Origin of the sequence: Aquimarina sp. AD1, from assembly GCF_003443695.1 — a bacterium.
In the GTDB taxonomy this organism is placed as follows: domain Bacteria; phylum Bacteroidota; class Bacteroidia; order Flavobacteriales; family Flavobacteriaceae; genus Aquimarina; species Aquimarina latercula.
The window spans coordinates 3,677,504-3,697,681 of the sequence record NZ_CP031966.1 but is presented as its reverse complement, the minus strand read 5'-3'; the positions used below and the strand labels follow the sequence as shown (position 1 = coordinate 3,697,681).

Genomic DNA, 20,178 nt, shown 5'->3' with positions numbered 1-20,178 from the left:
ATGTAATGTATTAGCAAATTTATTTTGTAAATGGGCTACCATTTATTCGGATCGGATTATCAAAGCATAATCTAAAAATATATTTTTATAAAAAAAAAAAATTCATTGATTATGGGGGTTATTTCGACTGATAAAAATAAAATCATATTAATTTACAATTCCAAAGAGTCTATTGGTAAGCAAACATATAGCTATGTTGTCGCATCAGAAAAAGATATTCTTGCTATAGATACAACTAAAACGGAAATACCTGGGACACAATGGTTAGAAATAGCAGAAAATCTGGGTATAAATATTTCGGATTTGATTCAAAAAAAATTTCCAAATTATCAAGGACTATATGATCCAAATGTAACCCTAAATACGCATGATTGGTTAAAGGTTATAAAAAAGAATCCTAGAATCGTAAGGCGGCCTATTCTAATAATAGGAGAACAATTCCATCAAATAGAAACTCCATCTGATTTTGTAAGGATTATGGAATCTAACAGTGCTGGCGAATTAAATACTCCCTCAAAAGAAGGATAAAATAAATGTTTTATTAATCTAACTATTTCAAAGATGCATTCGTCATAAACGACATACTATTTAAGTCAAAATATTAATGTAATAGATGCACATGATTAGAAACAATACGAAAAAGAAATTAATCGCCATTTTTACGATTTTTTTTAACTGAAAATTTCGCATCTCTTGTTAATTTAAGTTTATTTTTTTTACAAAAACAGGTAATTGACCAACGTACAGTTACCTGTTTTTATTCAACTAATTTTATTTAAAAATTAGTTGTCATCTGTAGCATCTTCTACAGCGTCTTTTACTTCTTCAGCACCATCTTCTACTGCATCACTTACATCTTCTACCGCATCTTCTACTTTTTCTCCTGTGGTTTTTTCTCTACAGCTTAATGTACTCGCAAATAAGAAGCACATAGCAGTAATTGATATGATTGTTTTTTTCATGATATTATATTTAATGTTTAATTTAAGCTTTAAATTTCTTACCGAATATGAGAGATACTATAAAAAGTACTATGAATATAAAAAATAAGATTTTTGCAATACTAGCAGCCCCTGCTGCTATACCACCAAATCCGAAAACTCCAGCAACTATTGCCAAAATGATGAAAATTACTGTCCAACGTAACATAATTAGTGTTTTTAATTATTAAATGACTCTAAGTGAGTGATTTGTTTTTCAAATCGATTACAATGTAAAGGTCAATAAATCTATCTTAACTCTTTAGCTGTATCGCTTGTAACATTGACTCCTTTGCTTTTTGGTTATTATTTTGTTAAAATTCTATAAAATAAGGGTATCTTTAGATTGTAATTTTTCTAAAAGTATATTTAGTTGAAAAAAAAGATACGCTTACAAGATCAAAAGGTCCAGGATATTGTCATAGATATGGCCAATGATCTAGGAGTAAGTTATGAGAAATCTAACCAAGAGTATTGTGTTAGTATACCAGAAAATATGGGTTCAGGATATATTCGTTCTTTTGAATTTGATTTTGGAGTAGGTGTTGTAGAGACAGATTATTTATTGAAAAAGGAATTTCAATTTCATTTAAAAAAAGGAATTGTACATCCACTAAAAGTAATTTTTAATAGAGAATCTAACTTTTTTCATTGTTTTGAAGAAGATGATAAATTAAATGAAGTAAAAAGATTAGAAAGTGTTATTGCTGCGAGTACGCCTACTAATAATCATATTTTTAAAATCCCTGCCGATCAACCGATTTGTATTTTTAGTTTAGAAATAAATAGAAAATTGTTTGAAGAGAAAATAGAGTCTTTTCTTCCGGACATGAATGAAGATCTCATGAATTTATTTCGAGATGTGAACGGAATCAGACAATTTTATTATAAAAACTATTATAGCTTAGAGATTTCAAAACTAATTTCTGAGTTTACAGAGTGCGAACTAACAGGGTTTATGAGGCAAGTTTATTTAGAAGGTAAAGCTTATGAAATATTTACACTTCTTTTAAAACAATATTTAGATGATTTAAGAGATCCCGATAAACGTCAGATTATACGACAGGCTACTATAGAGTCTATAGAAACTGCTGTATCTATCATAGAAAATGAAATCGAAACTATTGGTAATATTGTTAATATTGCTAAAAGAGTAGGATTAAATCAGAATACTCTCCAAAACGGTTTTAAACAATTATACAATACTTCGGTTAATGAGTTTATAAAAAATCATAGAATTGAGACAGCAAAGGATTTGTTAGAATCTTCAAATCTTAATATTACCGAAATCACATACAAGGTCGGAATAAACTCTAGAAGTTATTTTTCTAAATTATTTAAGAAAAAATATGGGATTGCTCCTAAACAATATCTTGATAAAGTTAGAAATAATAAAGACGATTCTAGATCAGCTTGACACTTTTTTTTGCTTAATGCGTAAGCTATTTTATTAAGTACTTTTCTTTTTCTTATACTTTTCTTTTTTATAAAACTGATCAATAGTGTTAGTATAAATTTCAAAATTGTTAATGTGTTTGAGGTAAATCTAATTTCTTTGTAAAAAGCGCAAATTATAAGTTAGATTACACAATAGTATGCAGAGAATTGAAATACATAGTATTGAAGGTTCGGAAATATTAAAACAATTAAATGATTATTTAAAAGGGGAAGTTGAAGAACAATGGGGTGAGTATGTTCTCCGTTTTGATAATAAGTTTGGAAAAGGAATTATACGTAGTATTTCGTTTGATTGGGGAGTGTCATTATTAGATTATGATCTTCACTTTTTTGAAGATACTAAAGTCATTTTTACAATAAAAGATGTCAATCCGATAGAATTTATTTTTATTTCTGAAGGTAGATTAGAATATGATAATGATTCAAATGATGAAAAATCGCAGTGTTTTGAACGTTATCAAAATATTATTATATCTACAAAAAAGCTATCTAAGGAAGCGTATGTTTTTCCTAAGTTAGAGGATGTAAAAGTTAATTTTATATACATTTTACCTAGAGAGTATGCTAAGAAAAACAATAATAATCTCTCTTATTTAGGTAAGAAGTTACTATCTGTATTTAATCAAGAAGAATCATCATTACCTTATCATCATTTTGGTAATTACAATCTCAAAATAGCTGATCAGATAGAGCAGTTAAAAAAGAGTAATGATATTGGAATTGTTAGGACTCTTTCTATAGAAGGTCAGTTAAATCTAATAATGGCAATGCAGTTATTAGAACATTTTAATCACGAAAATGAGGTAGGCTTACCAGAATCCTTGTCAAAAGAGGATATAAAAAAGATTCAAAACCTCTCGGGTTACATCATAGATAATATTTCTGATCCTCTTTCTGTAAATTTATTGGCCAATAAAGCCGGTGTTAGTACTAAGAAATTACAATTAGGATTTAATGTACTATATTCTAAGTCTGTGAATGAGTATATCAGGCAACTAAAATTAGAAGTTTCTCGAGATTATATTAAGAATACAAATGATTCTATTTCTGAAATAGTATATAATATAGGTTTAAAAAGTAGAAGTTACTTTTCTAAAATATTTTTTGAACGTTACGGGATTCTGCCTACAGAGTATAGAAAAAAAGTTAAAAGGGATAAATAAGTTTTGCGTAAGCACATGTTTAGAATGTGGATAAGAGGAGTACCTTTTAGGAAAGGTATGTCTTTTATTATTGGGATATTAAATTTTGATAACTTGTAGAATAAAGTATAACCCAAATTTGTATGAATAAAACCTTAATACAAAACGAAAAAGCAATAGTTAATTTAAAATTTAAAACAACCTTACCCTTAGAAGATCTAGAAAAAATCTCATCAGAAAGGAAGCGTATTCTAAAAAAGACTAGAGGATTGGTTTCTTTGCATTGTTATGTAAATGAAGAAACTAAAACCTTTGGAGGGATTTTTATGTTTGAGGATATTAGGTTTGCTAATCAGTATTTAGAAAATTTTTTAACTGAAGGAATGGGTCCTAAATATGGTATTATTGCTAAAACACTTAAAATTGATATAGGTGCTGTTAAGTATAAAATTGATGGAGAAAACTTAGATTCTTATGGCAATATTATGGAGTAGGGATGTTTTTATAATAGACAGGCGCTAACATGGATTCATATGATATATCGTTTTTAAAAAACTCTTTAGCAATAGTGTGTGCTTCTAATTCAGAAGAGGATGATGTTTTAAGGATATGATCAATTTCTGTCATTTCTGTTTCGGTGTTTAACCAGTTTTTAAGAGTTTTTTTTGATATAATAATGGGCATAGTAGAGTTAAGGTTTTGTATTGCTTTAACTACTCCAGTCGATGTTGATGTCAACATGCTACAAGTAATAAATCCATCATCTAATGTATTGTAAACTCCCGCTATAAAAAAAGGCTTTTTATTTTTTTGATAAACATAATATGGATATAGACTTCCATTAGACAAATGATAAACGAAAAATCCCGTAATAATAATAACACACCGTCTGTTTTTAAAAGAATCTCGGAATAATTGATTTGTGTCTAATTGTTCTGTATGAATTTGAAGAGTATTATAAACTTTTTGAAAATCATTCCATTCATCTTTGTAATCATGAGGCAATAGCCCCCAAATACCATAAGATATATAATCAGGATTTTCTGTAGTAATGATAGAAATGGTTGATTCTTCGCTTCCATCGATTACACGTCTAGGAGAGTAAAGTTTAGGAAACTTAAAATTGAATCCTACTTCCTCTTCAATAACTTCTCTTTCCGCTTCGTTTGCAATTTTTTTAAACATCTCTTTTTCTTACCGTTGCAAGTAAAAAAAATTTAAGAAATAAAATTATCTCGTATAATTTAATTCGTAACGCATTTACTAGTTATTGGTAAATATATTAATAAATGTTCGACTTTTTTTTCAATAGAGTTAAGCAAAAACTTAATAAAGATAAAGAATTGACAATTTAGCTGTTAATTTTGCAATAAGAGTTTAGTTGTAAGATTCTAAAAATCAATTAGGTAAATAGTTAATCTGGGTGTTATGGAAAATGTAAAAGACAATGGCATAAATATTCCATCCGAATTAGGTGTACTGAATACGTATCTACCTGGAAATATAGAAGTAAATTACGATATTCACATACTCACGATAGATTCATCCTTTGGTAAAGGTCAGGTTAGGCATACAAGTTTGCAAAATGGATTGGAAAGCTATGACTTTGACATTAAGTTATATCAAACTGTAAAAATTCCTATAAATTATATTGCAACAGACGCTCTTCAGTTTTTTTACTGTTTAGAAGGGTATTGTAATCATCAATTTGAAGATTTCGAGGAAAAGGTAAAAATAGATCAATTTCAAACCGCTGTTGCTCATAGTAATCCTCAATTGTCTAACAGTATAATAATAGAAAAAAATATTTCTTTTATGTTTAATATTATATGTATTAATAAAAAAGAATATTTTGATAAGTTTAGTGCAGAAAATAATCGTTTCGATAAGAAGATTCAAGATCTTTTATCTGATATTAAAAATAAATCAAAACACTTTCATTTAGGTAATTATAATTTGAAAATAGCAGAACAACTAAAATTGTTGTTTGGGATAGAGCATAGTAATGAAATTTCTGAGCTACTTTCACAGAAGGGTAGGTACTATCTTATTTTGGCTAAACATATAGAACAATTCCATACAGAGATCGAGAATAATTCTAATACAAGTGGCCTTCTTAAAAACGAGTTGATATCTATTTCCGAATTGGGCGAGTATATTAAAGAACATCCCGAAATCCAACATAGTATTAGAACATTGTGTTTGCAATCAGGACTTTCTCCAGCTAAATTACAAGAAGGTTTTAAGTTTATATTTGATAGAACAGTATCAGATTTTGTTAGAAATATTCGCTTAGAAAAGGCGGAAAAATTGATTAGAACAACAGATTTATCGATATCTGAAATTGTTTATTCTATAGGATTGACAAGTAGAAGTTATTTCTGTAAAATTTTTAAGAGAAAGTACTTCTGTAGCCCTAAAGAATATAAAATAAGAAAGTCTTGTTAAATATAATTAGCAGACGATCTAATTCATAAGTTTAAATAATAGAAACATAAAAAGATCACTCCGTAGTCTAAAATATTAGATGGAGTGATCTTTTTATATCAATTAGTTTAGTTAAGATCTTCTAATCTTTTGATCGTAGATAATCCACTTTCTATCTTATTTTTTTGCTCCACTAAAATTGACTTGGTACTTAAAGGAAGTGTCGTTTCTGAAAGTACATCGTTATATTCTTCTACCGAAGCTTTTTCACCTCTAATCGCTTCTTCAAGCATAGATTCTTCATTATCACCAGAAACGAAAGATTTAATATCCATCCACGTTCTGTGTAAGTTTCCGGATATACTACCACCCTTATCTACTTCTTGGCCAAAAGATTTAATTTCATTTTTTAATTCATGCCCAAAATCATAGCGTTCTTGAGCTTTCTGATTAAAATAATTTTTAAGAGGAGTATGAGTTACATTCTCAGCAGCTTTTTTAAAGCCTTTTTCCGCATCATACGTTTTTTCAAGCAAATCATTTAGTTTATTACCTGTTTTTTCAGAATACGTTGCCATATTTTTTCAATTTTTAAGTTTTACGATATTTTCTTTTGAGATGTCTATCGCTTTTCATCTTATATTTTTAAAATTCTTTTTTGAGAAAATTTGTTTGCGATTGATTTTAGTTTTGATTAATCCTTTCGTAACAACTAAGATGATACCAGTTGCGAATCCACAAACAAAAATCAATAGAATTTCTAATAACATATCTTATGTTTTCTGAACTCTAAATTAGAGTAATGATGAGTAAAACATTTGTTCTAAACAGTGAAAAGTTAACTCATTTGATTTTCGGTAAGAGCACTAAGATTGTAGTGGTTTTGAGTTAATAAAAATTTCGATTGAATCAGTTAGTGCGATATAATAAATTGATATTGTCGCTAAAAATCATGATAAGAAAAGGAACTTTAGTACAATGGAAGTGGGGAAATGGAATTGCAGAGGGTAAAGTTATAGAAACGTACACGAAAGAAGTTACTAGAACTATTAAAGGAACTAAAGTCTCTAGAAATGGAAAAGAAAATAATAAGGCATTATACATCGAGCAAGAAAACGGAGATCACGTTCTCAAAAGTGAAAGTGAGGTTGAGAGAACTTTTTAGATTTTTTTGTTTTAATAGACTTAGAGCTTATGATAAAAAAAGGAACAAAAGTACAGTGGGCGCAAGATCAATTTGTGCATTTTGGAGTTGTAGAAGAGACTTATACATATAAAGTAACTAGAAAAATAAAAGAAAATTCATTAGTCAGTTTTAGCAATACTAGCGTAGCCCTATATATTAAAGTAATCGATGGGACATTTGTATTAAAAAATGAAACAGAAGTACTGCTTAATCTTCAATCAGTAAATAAAAAAGAGAAAAATATAAATTATTAAAATTAAAAAGTATGTCATTATTAACCATTATTCTAAATATATTTTTACCACCCTTAGCAGTCTTTTTGAAACACGGATTAGGGACTACATTTTTAATTAGTTTAGTTCTAACAATTATCGGTTGGATTCCTGGTGTAATTCATGCTTTTATTGTTAATAAATAATTTTGTGAAGAATTTTATAGAATTACAGGAAGTTTTAAAAGGGATTTTTGCTACTGAAAGGAAATATCTTGAAGTCTCAAGAAAAGTTCAGGTTCCGGAGTTATCTCGTTTTTTAAATCATCAAAATATTGTTAGAAATAAATATATAAATGATTTAACAGAAGCATTTGCGTTCAACGAAATAGAGTTAGCTGTTTTCGACATCGAGCATGGTATAATTGAGTCTGATTTTAATGAGATAAATATTGAACTAAATCATAAAAAGCAGGCCTATGTATCACTAGTGCATTCATGTTTAAAACTTGATCAAAAGTTGATTAAAGCTTGTATTGTCTGTTTAAAAAACAATAAAATACCATTAGATATTCTTGAAGTTTTGACTAAAATTTGTACTTCTTTAATATTTAATGGTATAGATGGAAATAATAAGATAGAAGAATTTAAAGCAAAGGAGCTCGAAAAACAACAAATAGAATTACAAAAAAATCGAAGTAGTTACTTTTATAAAAATTCTTAAAAATATTTAGAAACGATCTTATAGTCGTTCTTCGCCTTTATTATCTATTTTGCCATATTCGGATTTATAGATTTGAACTACTATTAAAAATAAACTTATTAGAAGAGGACCAAAAATAAGTCCTATAAATCCAAAAAGAGGAACTCCAACGATTACCCCAATTAATGTAATTATTGGGTGTACATTGTCTAATCTTTTCAGCACGTATAAACGCACTAAATTATCAGAAGATCCGACAATTACTAGACCATAAATAAGTATTCCCCATGCCTGAAACGTATTTCCTGTAGATAATGCTATTATAAAAATTGGAATGATAGCGATTAGTGTACCGATAAAAGGTATCATAGAACCTACAGTAACAATCACAAACCAAAACATAGGATCTGGTATTCCAAAAATAAAAAAACCAATCAGTGCAACCACCCCTTGAATTATTGCGACTAAAGGAATTCCGACAGCATTAGAACGTACCATTTTTTGACTTTCATCTCCTATAATTCTTAAATTATCATCGTTAATAGGAATATATTCAAAGAGAGATTCTCTTAGCTTTTTTCGATTAGTAAGCATGTAATAAAGCAAAAAATACATAATACCAATAGAAATGAAAACATTAAAAGTTCCACCAGCTAAATTCTGAAAATTTTCAGCAATCCAAGAAGAAACAGCATCAGGGTCAATTTGATCACTTATATCATACCCAATTTGGGATTCCCAGGTATCAAGTTGTTTTTTAATCGCAAAAACAAATTTTTCCGAGTTTTCAGTAACATTACCTATTTTATTACTTAACATAAGAATTAGACCTATTACTGGTACTAGTATGCCAACAAATGATATCAATAATAATAAACTTGCTGCTAGGTCTGGGTGCCAGCCTTTTCTAATAAGTAATATCATCCATTTTCTTAATATAACATAGATAGTTATTGCTCCTAATATTCCAGACAGATACGGTAGAATCTCACGAAATATAAGTCCTCCGATAAGAAAAATCAGAAGAAGAATAAATACCTGTCGTATAATGTTAGGACTTATGTTTTTTATCATAGATATATTGAGATTAGATAATTTTTCTTACCACTATTCTTCTATTGATGATTGGCTTGCGTTATGTGTTAAACTAAAATTTTTAGGTAGATCTAAAGTACGTATTGGGAATGGAATATTAATATTATTTTGATCATAAACTTCTTTGATCAACATCATTGTTTCACTTTTTGCTTTTGCCACTTCCAGTGCCGAGGTAGAATTAATCCAAAATCGCAATTCATAATTAATAGAACTGTCGCCAAATTCTCTCCATAAAAATAGGACATCTTCCTGATTTTCGACAGCTTTAAAATGATTTACAACGGTATCTATAGTAAGTCTTTTAACTTTTTTTAAGTCTGATTCGTAACCAACACCACATTTAAGTATAACTCTTGATTGCGCTGTTGTAGAATAGTTTTTTATAGGATTCTCAACAACTAATTTGTTTGGAATATATACTAGATTATTATCAACTTGTTTAATAGTCACGGCTCTTAAATCAATATCAATTACTTCTCCTTCATAATCATTAGTTTCTATCCAATCACCGTATTTTAAGTTTTTAATATAAGACAGTACGATACCAGAATATGTGTTAGCGAGTGCGCCTTGAAGTGCTAAACCAACTGCTAACCCTGCAACTCCTGCACCTGCTAAAATGGTATTAAGAGCCTTACCAAGATTTAGTATACCTAAGATAAAAAATAGCCCTAATAATATAACAAAAATTGAAACTAGTTTTGCAATCACCCTTTTCATTGAACGCTGGAGATTACTTTTGTCCAAAAGTTTTAAGGCCAGTTTACTAACATATTTAGATACGATCAGTGCTATGATAAAGACTATTACTGCGATTAGTAAATTAGGTAAATTTATTATAATAGTATCTAACCAAGATTTTAGTTTTGATAACATTTTATTCCAAGCTTCTACTAATTGATCGTACATAGTATTCTATTTAATTGGTTTATTTTTGATTTAAAAATTCTGGTCTATAGTTTTTTAGTAATTCTAATATCGCTAGTTCGGTATTAGAAAAATAAGCAGTATCCCCATTATAACTATCTACCTTATCGAAATAAGACTTTATAGATCCATTTGCATAATGTGCAATTATAGCCGGGTGCACATAGTATTTTTTACAAACGTTTCTGGTATTCCCTAAACTTTCTGCTGCCTTATCATAAGCGGCAAGTATGTTCTCGTGTATTTTTCTTTTGCTATTTGTAACTCCTTTTTCCATAAGTTGTTCAAATACAATAGTAGTAGCTCCCCAGGTTCTAAAATCTTTTGCTGTAAAAAGCTCACCGCCTATCTCGTGTAAATAATTATTTACCATACCACTCTCTACAGAATGTTTTATACCATCGTTATCATAATACTGAAAGAGTTCCCATCCAGGAATTTCTTCACATTTATTTATCAAACGGGTTAATTTTTTATTTCGAAGCGTAACAGAGTGTCGTTTACCTTTTTTACCTACGAATTCAAATTTTGTTTTATCTTTTTGGATATTAACATGACGAGTTCTCATGGTAGATAATCCATAGGTTTTATTTCTTTTTGCATATTGCTCATTACCTATGCGAATATGTGTTTCTTCCATCAGTCGTATAATGAGTGCTAAGACCTTACTTTTAGGCCAGCCTTTTTGTTCTAGATCTGTATCGACTTTTTTTCTGATTTTAGGAAGTTGCTTTCCAAAATCATACATTTTATAAAACTTAGTTTGGCTTCTAATTTTTTGCCAAAGCGGATGATAGCGATACTGCTTTCGTTTTTTTAGATCTCTGCCAGTAGCTTGTAGATGACCATTGTCTAATACAGCAATTCGAACGTTTTTCCATGCTGGTGGGATTACTAATTTTTTGATTCTATCAATATCCTTTTGAACTGATAATATCTCTCCGTTTAGTTTATAAATGAAATCTTCACCTTTTTTATATCTACGAATTGTTAATTTGTGATCATTTGTATACACCAAGTTTAGTTTATCAATAACTTTTTCTGGAGTTTTGATAAGCTTAGTTAAAAACGTTGGATTTGTAATATCAGGAATCATTAATCGGATAAATTATTCTGCATCGGATACTTTGAGATAAAGGATAAGGAAAAACACTCTATTTTTTCTCAGTACTTCTTAAATATTTATTACTTCAATTTTAAATGAAAATGATCTCGTTTACTAAATGCAAAAGAGATCATTTTCGATTGAAAAATCAACCATATCTATCGTTGATACTACTTAGTATAGATTACTTTAGTATTTTGCATATTAGATTTGAATTCATTTAAATCTTTAACATACTTATATTGATCGTTAAAAACACGGTCAGGTTTTTCTCCAACAATAATATGTTTAACATTTAAATCAGGAGCGTTAAGAATAACTCTATCTGACACACGCAATTTTTTGTCACCTAAGGTTTGGTCTGCTTCTTTTAATTGAGAAATTACATACAGCTTATCTTTACTAGCTACAATTTCTTGAATTTCTATAGTGTGTTCTTTGTCGCTAACTTCAGCTTCTACAGTTAATGTAAGTTCTTCTTTTTCAACAGAATTAGGCATATCAACATCAACATATGGAACCTCTACTTCTACTTCTTCCATTACCACGACAACTTTCGGGATTTTAACCATTTTGGTTTTAGTTCCCACATTTACATCAGCCCAATCAACATCAAAAGTTGGCAGTTGACCTGATTCAGTCTCTATATCAACATCAACATCAGGTAATTTAGCTTCTTTTTTTTGTTGTACATCACAACTACTAATTAAAAGAATGATCATTAAAACCCCTATAAATTTTTTCATAATTAAATTGTTTAAGATTAGAAATTACTAAGGGCTACCTTATTATTTAACACATCACATTTGCTCTAATGAGATCTTTTTTAATTGTTGTAGTAGCCCTCAATTTTTTTAGATACTGCAAAGCTATGGCACTAGTTCTCTTAAACTGTGCGCATATACGATTTTGATTAACTGCTTTGGTTTGAGGTTTTTAAAAAAAAGGATTTATAGTTATTGAGTTAATAAATATTGCATTTGCACACCTAAGCTTAAAATAAATTATACATTTTATCGGAGTAATAAATAATTCTTAATTCTACATTTATGAGAACTGAAAAGAAAATGGATTTTTCGAACTTAAAGGCTATCTATATCAACTGTACGTTAAAAAATTCTTCGCGGAAAAGTCATACAGAAGGTTTGATGAAGGTATCAATGAATATAATGAGATCAGAAAATGTAATGGTCGAGTATCTTCGATTAGTGGATCATAATATTGCATATGGTTTAATGCCTGATATGAAGAAAGAAGGGAAAGATGTAGATGAATGGCCAGATATTTATAAAAGAATAATGAGTGCGGATATTTTGGTAGTAGGAACACCTATATGGTTGGGCGAAAAATCATCGGTCGCTACTAAATTAATAGAAAGATTATATGGAATGAGTGGAGAAATGAATGATAAAGGACAATATATTTATTACGGAAAAGTGGGGGGTTGTATAATAACAGGTAATGAAGATGGAATTAAACATTGTGCTATGAGTACACTATATGCGTTACAACATTTAGGATACAGCATTCCACCACAAGCAGACTGTGGTTGGATAGGCGAGGCTGGACCTGGACCAAGTTATATGGATGAAGAATCGGGAGCAAAAAATAACGAATTCACTAATCGAAATACAACTTTTATGACGTATAATTTATTGCACCTAGCTAATCTAATAAAGAGTAATGCTGGTTTTCCTTCTTATGGTAATTCTAGGTCGGCGTGGGATGATGGTACACGATGGAATTTTGAAAACCCTGAATACCGTTAATAAAACCTATTTAATTCATTTAATTTTTAGCTATGAAGTCGACTTTAAAGTTTTTAAAAAGATTAAAAAGCGCTGTATTTCATAGCATAGCTTTTTATCCAATCCTTATTAGTTTAGGTTTTTTTTTATTAGCAATTACGTTATTGTATATTGAGAATTTAAAAGTTATAGACTCTATTAAAAATAAGGTCACCTATCTCATAGTTCAGGATAATGAAACTGCAAGAACAATTTTGTCAACTTTGTTTGGAGGAATTTTATCGTTGACTGTTTTTAGCTTTACTATGGTAATGGTAGTGCTTAATCAAGCTTCTTCTAACTTTTCTCCAAGGTTACTTCCTGGATTAATATCCAATAAAAAACATCAAATAATTTTAGGCTTTTATATAGGGACAATATTATATACTATTATTGTTTTAATGTCATTGGGCGCATATGGATCGTCGAATAATGTAGGCTTTTCTGTAATGATAGCAGCAGCTTTAGGCGCATTTTGCATAGGCTTATTCGTATATTTTATTCATAGTATCTCTCAAGCTATTCAAATACATAATATTATAGACAAGATCTATAAATCTTGTATTAATTTGTTTACCAAAGAAAAGGAGGATCAAGAAAAATTCGATTATAGTATAGAGGATATTCCAGATAAATTTTGGAAAATAATTAATAGTAATAAAACAGGTTATTACAGATCATTTGATCAATTCTTTCTTATGGATTCATTAAAAATGGAAGAAAATATCATTGAAATAATCCCATATCCAGATCAGCATGTTTGGAAGGGAGATCCAATACTAAGAATTGAGAAACCGATTACGAAAGAAGAATTAGAATCTCTGCACGTTTGTGTGTATATTTTGTCTAATAGACATGAGGATGATAGTGGAGTTGGTGGGATGATAAAACTCACAGAAGTTGCAGTGAAGGCTTTATCACCTGGAATTAATGATCCAGGTACAGCAATCAATGCTATTTCTAAGATAGGACAATTATTGTACGAAGCGCTACAAATTCAACCTAAAACTATTATTTCTGAAAAGAATTGTAAGATCAAGGTTATACATAATAAGATTCCAGCTGCAGAAATGATGCGCATCATTATAGAGCCAATAAGACAATATTCTAAAGCGGATAGTTCTGTTTCCTACGAATTATTGAATGCTTTAATTTTCTTGGGAAATAGCAAAAATATATGTTCTGAGTATAAAGAAGCTGTACAGTCAGAGATAGAAGCCCTAATACATGATTTGAAAGATAATATTACCAATAATAATGATCTAAAACGTATCTTAGTGCTATTGAATAAACAAAGTTAGAATGGAATCGGAATCAATACTAATCTGTATACCGGATATTAGTGGTTTTACGGAATTTATGAGTTCAACAGAAATTGAATTGAGCTCTGAGGTAATTCCTGCTTTACTTAATAAGGTAATTTATGCAAATGAAATTGGACTCAAGGTATCCGAAATAGAGGGCGATGCAGTGTTATTTTATAGACCTGGAGAACTACCAACTTTTAAAGTGCTTATAGATCAATGCAGAAAATTCTATGACGAGTTTTATTCTCAATTGAATATATTATATAAGAAACATTCAGACAATAAAGAAAGAGAGCATATCCCAAATATGTTAGGATTAAAAATTGTTTTACATCTGGGGAAACAAGTTAGTGCGGTTCCTATTGGTAAAAATATAAAACTGATGGGAGAGGATGTAATTATTGCACATCGTTTACTCAAGAATAAGGTGCCAATAGACGAGTATATTTTATTATCAGAAAACCTTTTGTCAGAATATAAGGATCATATTATCGATCGTAATTTTGGTTGGGGAAAACTTCACGACAGAGAAACAGAATATGAACATATTGGAGAGGTTAATTATAGTTATATTGATTTAAGACCCCTGCAATCCTAATTTCTTCATACAAAAAAGTCAATTTTAAATAATTACTTCTTTTCTAGAGGATTAAGACTAGTTATTACCTATTTACGATAGCGTTAAGATAAATAGTATATGAGCAAATAACACCTTGTTCGTTAAAGTATCTTTGTATTAACTAAAATGAAGCGCTTCTTTTTAGTTGATTTTAATAGAATACTAATCTTAAAAAAAATTGCTATGAATTATTTAAATATAGATGAAAAAAAATTGTTACCAGTTGTATTAGAACTCAATGTTTTACTGGCGGATTATAATTTATACTATCAAAAGTTAAGAGGTTTTCACTGGAATATATTGGGGAAAAACTTTTTCGACCTTCATGTAAAGTTTGAGGAATTATATAACGATGCAAAGGTAAAAATCGATGAGATAGCGGAACGTATTTTAACCTTGCAACATCATCCGGTAAGTCAGTTTAAAGAATATATAAAATTAGCTGATGTAGAAGAAGTTTCTCCATTGATGAAGGACACAGAAATGATCGAAGAACTGTTAAAAGATCATGTAAAGATTCTAGCACAAATGCGAGTAGTTCTTAAACATGCGGATGAAGCAGGTGATGAAGGGACTATAGATATGATTGGAGCATACATTCGTGAGTTGGAAAAGTTCAGCTGGATGTTAAACGCTTGGTCAAAAAGCACATCAGATAAATTAGATACTAGCTTAATTAGAGAAGCATAAACATTTTAATAAATTAAATACTCAACAACAATATGAATATCTTAAAAACAATAATGGCATTACTTATTTGCTTCACGGTAACTACTAATGCAGTATCGCAAAGCGATTCACAAAGGATAAAAACTAAAACAACTAAAACGTTCGAGTTTAAGAAAGATGGAAAAACAATTCCCTATAGAATTACTGTTTATAAAACCAGTAAAACTCCTTTAAAATTAAAGAAAGCAGATAAAGGAAAGTTAAATCAAGGTAAAAAAGAAGTGTCGACTCAAGTAACAAAATTGATTTATGTAGATAATGATGTTTGGAGTGACTATGATAAATATATTGTACTACGTTATAATAAAGATCCTAGTGATAGTTTTGAATTAAAACAAACAGAAAAGGGTTTCAAAGTAATTGTGGATAACAAAAATGTAGAATATATTTTTGGAGAAGGTGTATACTTCGTTAATAACGAGGATCGTGATTTCTTCTTTGTGGATGAATTCGATACCATCTAGATTTTAAATACATTTTTTTAAAACACATAGGAAAGTTCTCTACTTTTAGAGAACTTTCCTATGTGTGTTTATAGAAAGGAATAAAGGTCAAAACGAAGTTGTTTTTAACAAATTTTTACAAGTAAGATTTTCATAAAAATCATTTTGTTTATTATTTTTGAAAATAAGTTAAACAAACTTAATAATTCTTGTTAAATCTTTAGCTCATGTATAATTACCCTAACCAACCACTAGAAATAAATATTACAGCCCAAGATACAGAAGGAACCGTAAAACAGATACAACAGGTTATAGGAGGAGAAATTAAAGAAAGATGGGGAGAGTATATCCTTACAGTCAATAATCTTAATGCTCACGGTACGATTAGGTTTATCACTTTTGATTGGGGAGTTAGTTTGTTGGAATATGATATTATATTTCATGAGGAAATAATCTTAAAGATGGATGCTTCAGAATACAACCCTATACACTTTGCTTATTGTTTAGATGGGTTTTGTGGACATCGTTTCGGTTACCAAGAAAATATACACACTTTAGAAAAATTTCAATCCGTTATCATTACTAGTAGGGATGGTGGATTTAATTACGGGTATTTTCCGAAGGAAGAAAAATTGGAGATTAATGTAATTCAGATAGCTAGAAATAAATACCTTAAAAAGAGATTAAATAATGTATCTCAACTTAATGAAAACCTATACAGGGTTTTTATGGATGAAGACCATGAAAAGGCCTTTGCCTACTTTGGAACATATAATCTAAAACTAGCAGATCAGATAGGAGCTTTACGTAAGGTAAAGCAAAAAGGAATGATTAGAATTTTACAAATCGAAGGAATGGTTTATCAGATTCTTTCTATGCATATACAGCAGCATGATCGTGCTATGAAAGAGGAGGTATTACCGACAACTTTGTTAAAAAGGGAGTTAAAAATAGTAAGAAATCTTGCAAAAGAAATTATTAAAAATGTATCAAAAGATTATTGTTTAGAACAATTATCTGATGAAACAGGGCTTTCCCAAGCTAAACTTCAGGAAGGATTTAAGTTATTATACGCTAGAACTGTTACAGAATATATACGTCATGTAAGATTAGAAGCTGCAAGAGATTTGATAAGAAACACAGATATGAATATTTCCGAGGTTGTATATTCAATAGGATTTAGTAGTAGAAGTTATTTTTCAAAAATTTTCAAACAAAAATATAATATTAGTCCAAACGAATTTAAAAATAGTGTAGAAAGTCCTGTAGAACAAGTAGTAGCGGGATAGCAGAAGAAAAACTATTTAAACATTCTTTTTATCAAATAAAGAAGACCATATTTTTTAAGTGCACTTAAAAAAGTAGACATCCATTGGTAAGGCTGGAGATCCTCTTTAAATTCGGATTTTGCTAATTTCATTTCTTCTAACGAAATTTGTCTCTTAAGTTGTAATGTTTTTAATTCATTATGAATTTCCTCAAATGAAGTGTATACTTTTATTTTTTTCATACTATTAGGAGTTTTAATCAAAAAATTCTTTCGAAATTTTTCTTATGATATAGTGATCGATCTTTTTTCTCATTAAAAAACTAATAGTAGAAAATAAGAATAACGCACCTGCTATTATTAAGCAGGCTACAACGGTACTATCCAATAATTTGCCTAACCAGATTGCTCCAGCAACGGTGCTAAAAATGATTCCAAGAAAAACTAATCCCCCAATAATAAATAATTTGGTTATAGAACTAAAAGATCTGGTTAGTTGTTGAAATACTTTTAACTTATAATATTCTTTTGAGTGTTTTATATAAGATTCTCCAGAGTCTAAAGCTTTATTGGATGTTTCGTTTAGCGCTTCAAAAACTCCCATTATGATTTTTGTAATTTTTTGTTTTTAGCTTTCAATTCGTTAAGCTTTTTTTCTAAAGTAGTAATAAGATCCTCAGCTTTATAACTGGCATCAGATACTAAAGATTCAACCTTAGTGTCTAAAGTATCTTTTTGAGCAACTACAGTGTCTGTAATTTTATGTTGAAGAATAGAAGCCTCTCTAGTTAGATTTTCTTTTGCATTTTGTGCTTCATCAACTATTTTTTTTCTGGTATTAACTCCTTTATCGGGAGCAAATAATACGCCTAAAGCTGCTCCTACTGCAGTTGCTGCTAGTATTCCTAATAAAGAATTGTTGTTAGAACTCATAATATATTGTTTAAAGATTAATTTCTTCTTCAAAGTTCTGAAAACATACTCATTATGTTTAACTCAAATCATAACGATGTTAACGTAAACGCATTTTGGTAAAAGGATCAACATTTATTTTAAATGCGTTCATCCTTCCTTTATTTCGAATTTATCTTTGGAGCAGATTAAATTTATAATACTATATCTAATGTCTAATAAAATAGAAACAAACTATCCCTTTACAGGAGAAGTTTTAAAAAAATACAATTTGTTTACAGATAAACAAGTAGAAGATGTCTTAAAAACTTCGAACAAAACTTTTCTTGCTTGGAAAAGAACATCAATTTCCGAGAGAACAGATCTTTTAAAAAAACTGGTTTCTATTTTAAATAAACAGAAAGAAGTATTGGCTAATTTGATAACGCAGGAAATGGGTAAGCCTTTTAAAGAAAGCGTTTCGGAAATTGAAAAATGTATTTGGTTAGGTGACTTTTATATAAAGAACTCAGAACAATTTCTTGCTGATAGTATTATCGAGACAGAGGCTAAGGAAAGTTTTATAAGTTATGATCCTTTAGGAACTATTTTAGGAATTATGCCATGGAATTATCCATTATGGCAAGTAATGCGTTTTGCTATTCCAACCATTACAGCAGGCAACGCTGTAATACTCAAACATGCCAATAATGTAACTGGATGTTCATTAAAAATTCAAAATATTTTTGAAGAAGCGGGGTATCCAGATGGTTGTTTTCAGTCAGTAATTGCATCCCACAATCAAATAAATTATATGATTGGTAATGATATTATAAAAGCAGTGAGTTTAACAGGTAGTGAAAAAGCTGGTCGAAAAATTGCAGAAACGACGGGAAAACATCTTAAAAAGCTTGTTCTTGAGTTAGGCGGAAGCAATGCTTGCATCGTGTTAAAAGATGCAGATTTAGAAAAACATATAGAGACTATGGTTACTGCTAGAATGCAAAATGCAGGTCAAAGTTGTATCGCTGCCAAAAGATTTATTGTCGAAGAGGAAATTTACGATAAGTTTTTGAGTCGTTTTAAAGCCAATATCGAAAAATTAAAATTCGGAAGTCCACTTGAGCCAGAAACTGATATAGCGACCATGGCAAGAGTTGATTTAGCAGAAGAAGTTGAACAGCAAATTAGTGACTCTGTCAAGAAAGGAGCAAAAGTATTGATCGGTAATAAACGTGAAAAAGCCTATTTTGAACCAACGATTTTAACGGATGTAGAACCAGGAATGCCTGTGTTTGATGATGAGGTTTTTGGTCCCGTAGCCTCAGTAATAAGAGCAAATAACGAAAAGCACGCAGTAGAACTAGCTACCAATTCTAAGTACGGTTTGGGGACCATGATTTTTACCGAAAAAATCGAAGAAGCTAAAAGGTTAATTGGAGAAATCCAAGATGGGGCTTTATTCATTAATGAAATGGTGAAATCTGATCCTAGATTACCTTTTGGCGGAACTAAATACTCGGGATATGGAAGAGAACTTTCTAAAGAAGGAATACTAGAGTTTGTAAATAAAAAAACGGTTTACATAAAATAATTGAAGTAAAATAAAAAGAAAATACAAATGAAATTTATAAAAGAAGAAGAAGAAAATAGAAGAGATTACATTTTTCAGAAGAATAAAAAAACAATAACTGGAGCTAAATTTATTGTAATAGTTCTCGCACTTTTGATAGTCGGAGTAATTGCATCAGGAATATTTCTAGAATATTTTTAAATGAATCAATTATAATTTGGAAAGAGGTAATGTCTATTGTAAATCTAAAATAAATTAGTAAAAGTCAATATTTGTAGTAACGAAAAGAATAAAAATATTTTAGAATAAATAAAAGATAATAAAA

Annotated in this window: 28 protein-coding genes; 17 read left to right on the top strand and 11 right to left on the bottom strand. The window is 29.5% G+C overall.

Going from position 1 to position 20,178, the window contains the following annotated elements; translation table 11 throughout:
* Window positions 1-111: 111 nt before the first annotated feature.
* The gene (locus D1815_RS16035; RefSeq protein ID WP_118388167.1) at window positions 112-528 is read left to right on the top strand and encodes an arsenate reductase family protein; all 417 of its coding nucleotides are present in this window, start codon (window positions 112-114) and stop codon (window positions 526-528) included.
* 254 nt (window positions 529-782) lie between these two features.
* Here the strand turns inward: D1815_RS16035 and D1815_RS16030 are convergent, their stop codons facing one another.
* Both D1815_RS16030 and D1815_RS16025 read right to left on the bottom strand, forming a co-directional pair.
* Window positions 783-962 (bottom strand): hypothetical protein, encoded by a 180-nt coding sequence (locus D1815_RS16030; protein WP_118388165.1) that lies wholly within the window; start codon window positions 960-962, stop codon window positions 783-785.
* A 22-nt stretch (window positions 963-984) separates the two neighbouring features.
* The gene (locus tag D1815_RS16025; RefSeq protein ID WP_035086101.1) at window positions 985-1,149 is read right to left on the bottom strand and encodes a DUF1328 domain-containing protein; all 165 of its coding nucleotides are present in this window, start codon (window positions 1,147-1,149) and stop codon (window positions 985-987) included.
* Window positions 1,150-1,353: 204 nt separating this feature from the next.
* Here D1815_RS16025 and D1815_RS16020 point away from each other — a divergent pair, with 204 nt between their 5' ends.
* From D1815_RS16020 to D1815_RS16010, 3 genes are all read left to right on the top strand, one after another.
* Complete coding sequence (locus tag D1815_RS16020; protein ID WP_240337523.1) at window positions 1,354-2,397, top strand: AraC family transcriptional regulator; 1,044 nt, start codon at window positions 1,354-1,356, stop codon at window positions 2,395-2,397.
* 178 nt (window positions 2,398-2,575) lie between these two features.
* Window positions 2,576-3,601: an AraC family transcriptional regulator gene (locus tag D1815_RS16015; protein ID WP_118388160.1), complete on the top strand. Its 1,026-nt coding sequence runs from the start codon at window positions 2,576-2,578 to the stop codon at window positions 3,599-3,601.
* A gap of 122 nt (window positions 3,602-3,723) precedes the next feature.
* On the top strand, window positions 3,724-4,074 hold the full coding sequence (locus D1815_RS16010) for a YdhR family protein (RefSeq protein ID WP_118388158.1): 351 nt from the start codon (window positions 3,724-3,726) through the stop codon (window positions 4,072-4,074).
* Here the strand turns inward: D1815_RS16010 and D1815_RS16005 are convergent.
* Window positions 4,064-4,765 (bottom strand): SOS response-associated peptidase, encoded by a 702-nt coding sequence (locus D1815_RS16005; RefSeq protein ID WP_118388156.1) that lies wholly within the window; start codon window positions 4,763-4,765, stop codon window positions 4,064-4,066. The genes D1815_RS16010 and D1815_RS16005 overlap by 11 nt on opposite strands.
* A gap of 243 nt (window positions 4,766-5,008) precedes the next feature.
* On the opposite strand from D1815_RS16005, the gene D1815_RS16000 reads away from it, so the two are divergent.
* A complete protein-coding gene (locus tag D1815_RS16000) occupies window positions 5,009-6,028 on the top strand; it encodes a helix-turn-helix transcriptional regulator (protein ID WP_118388154.1) in 1,020 nt (339 codons plus the stop codon).
* Window positions 6,029-6,135: 107 nt separating this feature from the next.
* On the opposite strand, the gene D1815_RS15995 is transcribed toward D1815_RS16000, so the two are convergent.
* Entirely contained in the window at window positions 6,136-6,585 is a 450-nt protein-coding gene (locus D1815_RS15995) for a PA2169 family four-helix-bundle protein (protein ID WP_118388152.1), read from the bottom strand.
* 374 nt (window positions 6,586-6,959) lie between these two features.
* Between D1815_RS15995 and D1815_RS15990 the strand changes: the two genes are divergently transcribed.
* Genes D1815_RS15990 through D1815_RS15975 form a run of 4 tightly spaced genes read left to right on the top strand, consistent with a single transcriptional unit; the run spans window position 6,960 to window position 8,128 of the window.
* A complete protein-coding gene (locus D1815_RS15990) occupies window positions 6,960-7,172 on the top strand; it encodes a DUF2945 domain-containing protein (RefSeq protein ID WP_027394632.1) in 213 nt (70 codons plus the stop codon).
* Between the two features lie 29 nt (window positions 7,173-7,201).
* The gene (locus tag D1815_RS15985) at window positions 7,202-7,447 is read left to right on the top strand and encodes a hypothetical protein (protein WP_118388150.1); all 246 of its coding nucleotides are present in this window, start codon (window positions 7,202-7,204) and stop codon (window positions 7,445-7,447) included.
* A gap of 11 nt (window positions 7,448-7,458) precedes the next feature.
* A complete protein-coding gene (locus tag D1815_RS15980) occupies window positions 7,459-7,611 on the top strand; it encodes a YqaE/Pmp3 family membrane protein (protein WP_027394634.1) in 153 nt (50 codons plus the stop codon).
* Window positions 7,612-7,615: 4 nt separating this feature from the next.
* Window positions 7,616-8,128: a hypothetical protein gene (locus D1815_RS15975; RefSeq protein ID WP_147404026.1), complete on the top strand. Its 513-nt coding sequence runs from the start codon at window positions 7,616-7,618 to the stop codon at window positions 8,126-8,128.
* 18 nt (window positions 8,129-8,146) lie between these two features.
* Here D1815_RS15975 and D1815_RS15970 read toward each other — a convergent pair whose 3' ends face one another.
* From D1815_RS15970 to D1815_RS15955, 4 genes are all read right to left on the bottom strand, one after another.
* A complete protein-coding gene (locus tag D1815_RS15970) occupies window positions 8,147-9,178 on the bottom strand; it encodes an AI-2E family transporter (protein WP_118390040.1) in 1,032 nt (343 codons plus the stop codon).
* 36 nt (window positions 9,179-9,214) lie between these two features.
* The gene (locus tag D1815_RS15965) at window positions 9,215-10,114 is read right to left on the bottom strand and encodes a mechanosensitive ion channel family protein (RefSeq protein WP_118388146.1); all 900 of its coding nucleotides are present in this window, start codon (window positions 10,112-10,114) and stop codon (window positions 9,215-9,217) included.
* A gap of 19 nt (window positions 10,115-10,133) precedes the next feature.
* Complete coding sequence (locus tag D1815_RS15960) at window positions 10,134-11,228, bottom strand: DNA topoisomerase IB (protein ID WP_118388145.1); 1,095 nt, start codon at window positions 11,226-11,228, stop codon at window positions 10,134-10,136.
* 179 nt (window positions 11,229-11,407) lie between these two features.
* A complete protein-coding gene (locus D1815_RS15955) occupies window positions 11,408-11,959 on the bottom strand; it encodes a hypothetical protein (protein ID WP_233557461.1) in 552 nt (183 codons plus the stop codon).
* Window positions 11,960-12,286: 327 nt separating this feature from the next.
* On the opposite strand from D1815_RS15955, the gene D1815_RS15950 reads away from it, so the two are divergent.
* The 6 genes from D1815_RS15950 to D1815_RS15925 all read left to right on the top strand — a co-directional run bounded on the left by D1815_RS15950 (window position 12,287) and on the right by D1815_RS15925 (window position 17,411).
* The gene (locus D1815_RS15950; RefSeq protein ID WP_233557462.1) at window positions 12,287-13,006 is read left to right on the top strand and encodes a flavodoxin family protein; all 720 of its coding nucleotides are present in this window, start codon (window positions 12,287-12,289) and stop codon (window positions 13,004-13,006) included.
* Window positions 13,007-13,038: 32 nt separating this feature from the next.
* A complete protein-coding gene (locus D1815_RS15945) occupies window positions 13,039-14,325 on the top strand; it encodes a DUF2254 domain-containing protein (RefSeq protein ID WP_118388141.1) in 1,287 nt (428 codons plus the stop codon).
* A 1-nt stretch (window position 14,326) separates the two neighbouring features.
* A complete protein-coding gene (locus D1815_RS15940) occupies window positions 14,327-14,929 on the top strand; it encodes a DUF2652 domain-containing protein (RefSeq protein WP_027394642.1) in 603 nt (200 codons plus the stop codon).
* A 204-nt stretch (window positions 14,930-15,133) separates the two neighbouring features.
* A complete protein-coding gene (locus tag D1815_RS15935) occupies window positions 15,134-15,640 on the top strand; it encodes a Dps family protein (RefSeq protein WP_027394643.1) in 507 nt (168 codons plus the stop codon).
* Window positions 15,641-15,672: 32 nt separating this feature from the next.
* Complete coding sequence (locus tag D1815_RS15930) at window positions 15,673-16,143, top strand: hypothetical protein (protein WP_120650141.1); 471 nt, start codon at window positions 15,673-15,675, stop codon at window positions 16,141-16,143.
* A gap of 206 nt (window positions 16,144-16,349) precedes the next feature.
* Window positions 16,350-17,411, top strand: coding sequence for a response regulator transcription factor (locus tag D1815_RS15925; protein WP_118388137.1), 1,062 nt, complete (start codon window positions 16,350-16,352; stop codon window positions 17,409-17,411).
* Window positions 17,412-17,422: 11 nt separating this feature from the next.
* Here the strand turns inward: D1815_RS15925 and D1815_RS15920 are convergent, their stop codons facing one another.
* The 3 genes from D1815_RS15920 to D1815_RS15910 are packed head-to-tail and all read right to left on the bottom strand — an operon-like array spanning window position 17,423 to window position 18,322.
* Complete coding sequence (locus D1815_RS15920) at window positions 17,423-17,632, bottom strand: DUF6327 family protein (RefSeq protein ID WP_035086439.1); 210 nt, start codon at window positions 17,630-17,632, stop codon at window positions 17,423-17,425.
* Between the two features lie 13 nt (window positions 17,633-17,645).
* Window positions 17,646-17,993 (bottom strand): hypothetical protein, encoded by a 348-nt coding sequence (locus D1815_RS15915; RefSeq protein ID WP_027394646.1) that lies wholly within the window; start codon window positions 17,991-17,993, stop codon window positions 17,646-17,648.
* Window positions 17,993-18,322: a YtxH domain-containing protein gene (locus tag D1815_RS15910; protein ID WP_027394647.1), complete on the bottom strand. Its 330-nt coding sequence runs from the start codon at window positions 18,320-18,322 to the stop codon at window positions 17,993-17,995. The genes D1815_RS15915 and D1815_RS15910 overlap by 1 nt, the downstream gene beginning before the upstream one ends.
* 190 nt (window positions 18,323-18,512) lie before the next feature.
* On the opposite strand from D1815_RS15910, the gene D1815_RS15905 reads away from it, so the two are divergent.
* Both D1815_RS15905 and D1815_RS23715 read left to right on the top strand, forming a co-directional pair.
* A complete protein-coding gene (locus tag D1815_RS15905; protein WP_118388135.1) occupies window positions 18,513-19,874 on the top strand; it encodes an NAD-dependent succinate-semialdehyde dehydrogenase in 1,362 nt (453 codons plus the stop codon).
* Between the two features lie 27 nt (window positions 19,875-19,901).
* Window positions 19,902-20,054, top strand: coding sequence for a hypothetical protein (locus tag D1815_RS23715; RefSeq protein ID WP_162897369.1), 153 nt, complete (start codon window positions 19,902-19,904; stop codon window positions 20,052-20,054).
* Window positions 20,055-20,178 lie beyond the last annotated feature (124 nt).

Coding starts and splice junctions, on each gene's coding strand:
- D1815_RS15995 (WP_118388152.1), bottom strand. CDS start 6,585: ATGGCAACGTATTCTGAAAAAACAGGTAATAAACTAAATGATTTGCTT.
- D1815_RS16015 (WP_118388160.1), top strand. CDS start 2,576: ATGCAGAGAATTGAAATACATAGTATTGAAGGTTCGGAAATATTAAAA.
- D1815_RS16010 (WP_118388158.1), top strand. CDS start 3,724: ATGAATAAAACCTTAATACAAAACGAAAAAGCAATAGTTAATTTAAAA.
- D1815_RS16030 (WP_118388165.1), bottom strand. CDS start 962: ATGAAAAAAACAATCATATCAATTACTGCTATGTGCTTCTTATTTGCG.
- D1815_RS16035 (WP_118388167.1), top strand. CDS start 112: ATGGGGGTTATTTCGACTGATAAAAATAAAATCATATTAATTTACAAT.
- D1815_RS15930 (WP_120650141.1), top strand. CDS start 15,673: ATGAATATCTTAAAAACAATAATGGCATTACTTATTTGCTTCACGGTA.
- D1815_RS16025 (WP_035086101.1), bottom strand. CDS start 1,149: ATGTTACGTTGGACAGTAATTTTCATCATTTTGGCAATAGTTGCTGGA.
- D1815_RS15905 (WP_118388135.1), top strand. CDS start 18,513: ATGTCTAATAAAATAGAAACAAACTATCCCTTTACAGGAGAAGTTTTA.
- D1815_RS16000 (WP_118388154.1), top strand. CDS start 5,009: ATGGAAAATGTAAAAGACAATGGCATAAATATTCCATCCGAATTAGGT.
- D1815_RS15950 (WP_233557462.1), top strand. CDS start 12,287: ATGAGAACTGAAAAGAAAATGGATTTTTCGAACTTAAAGGCTATCTAT.
- D1815_RS15940 (WP_027394642.1), top strand. CDS start 14,327: ATGGAATCGGAATCAATACTAATCTGTATACCGGATATTAGTGGTTTT.
- D1815_RS16005 (WP_118388156.1), bottom strand. CDS start 4,765: ATGTTTAAAAAAATTGCAAACGAAGCGGAAAGAGAAGTTATTGAAGAG.
- D1815_RS15960 (WP_118388145.1), bottom strand. CDS start 11,228: ATGATTCCTGATATTACAAATCCAACGTTTTTAACTAAGCTTATCAAA.
- D1815_RS15990 (WP_027394632.1), top strand. CDS start 6,960: ATGATAAGAAAAGGAACTTTAGTACAATGGAAGTGGGGAAATGGAATT.
- D1815_RS15910 (WP_027394647.1), bottom strand. CDS start 18,322: ATGAGTTCTAACAACAATTCTTTATTAGGAATACTAGCAGCAACTGCA.
- D1815_RS15915 (WP_027394646.1), bottom strand. CDS start 17,993: ATGGGAGTTTTTGAAGCGCTAAACGAAACATCCAATAAAGCTTTAGAC.
- D1815_RS15985 (WP_118388150.1), top strand. CDS start 7,202: ATGATAAAAAAAGGAACAAAAGTACAGTGGGCGCAAGATCAATTTGTG.
- D1815_RS15980 (WP_027394634.1), top strand. CDS start 7,459: ATGTCATTATTAACCATTATTCTAAATATATTTTTACCACCCTTAGCA.
- D1815_RS15965 (WP_118388146.1), bottom strand. CDS start 10,114: ATGTACGATCAATTAGTAGAAGCTTGGAATAAAATGTTATCAAAACTA.
- D1815_RS15920 (WP_035086439.1), bottom strand. CDS start 17,632: ATGAAAAAAATAAAAGTATACACTTCATTTGAGGAAATTCATAATGAA.
- D1815_RS15945 (WP_118388141.1), top strand. CDS start 13,039: ATGAAGTCGACTTTAAAGTTTTTAAAAAGATTAAAAAGCGCTGTATTT.
- D1815_RS15955 (WP_233557461.1), bottom strand. CDS start 11,959: ATGATCATTCTTTTAATTAGTAGTTGTGATGTACAACAAAAAAAAGAA.
- D1815_RS23715 (WP_162897369.1), top strand. CDS start 19,902: ATGAAATTTATAAAAGAAGAAGAAGAAAATAGAAGAGATTACATTTTT.
- D1815_RS15925 (WP_118388137.1), top strand. CDS start 16,350: ATGTATAATTACCCTAACCAACCACTAGAAATAAATATTACAGCCCAA.
- D1815_RS15935 (WP_027394643.1), top strand. CDS start 15,134: ATGAATTATTTAAATATAGATGAAAAAAAATTGTTACCAGTTGTATTA.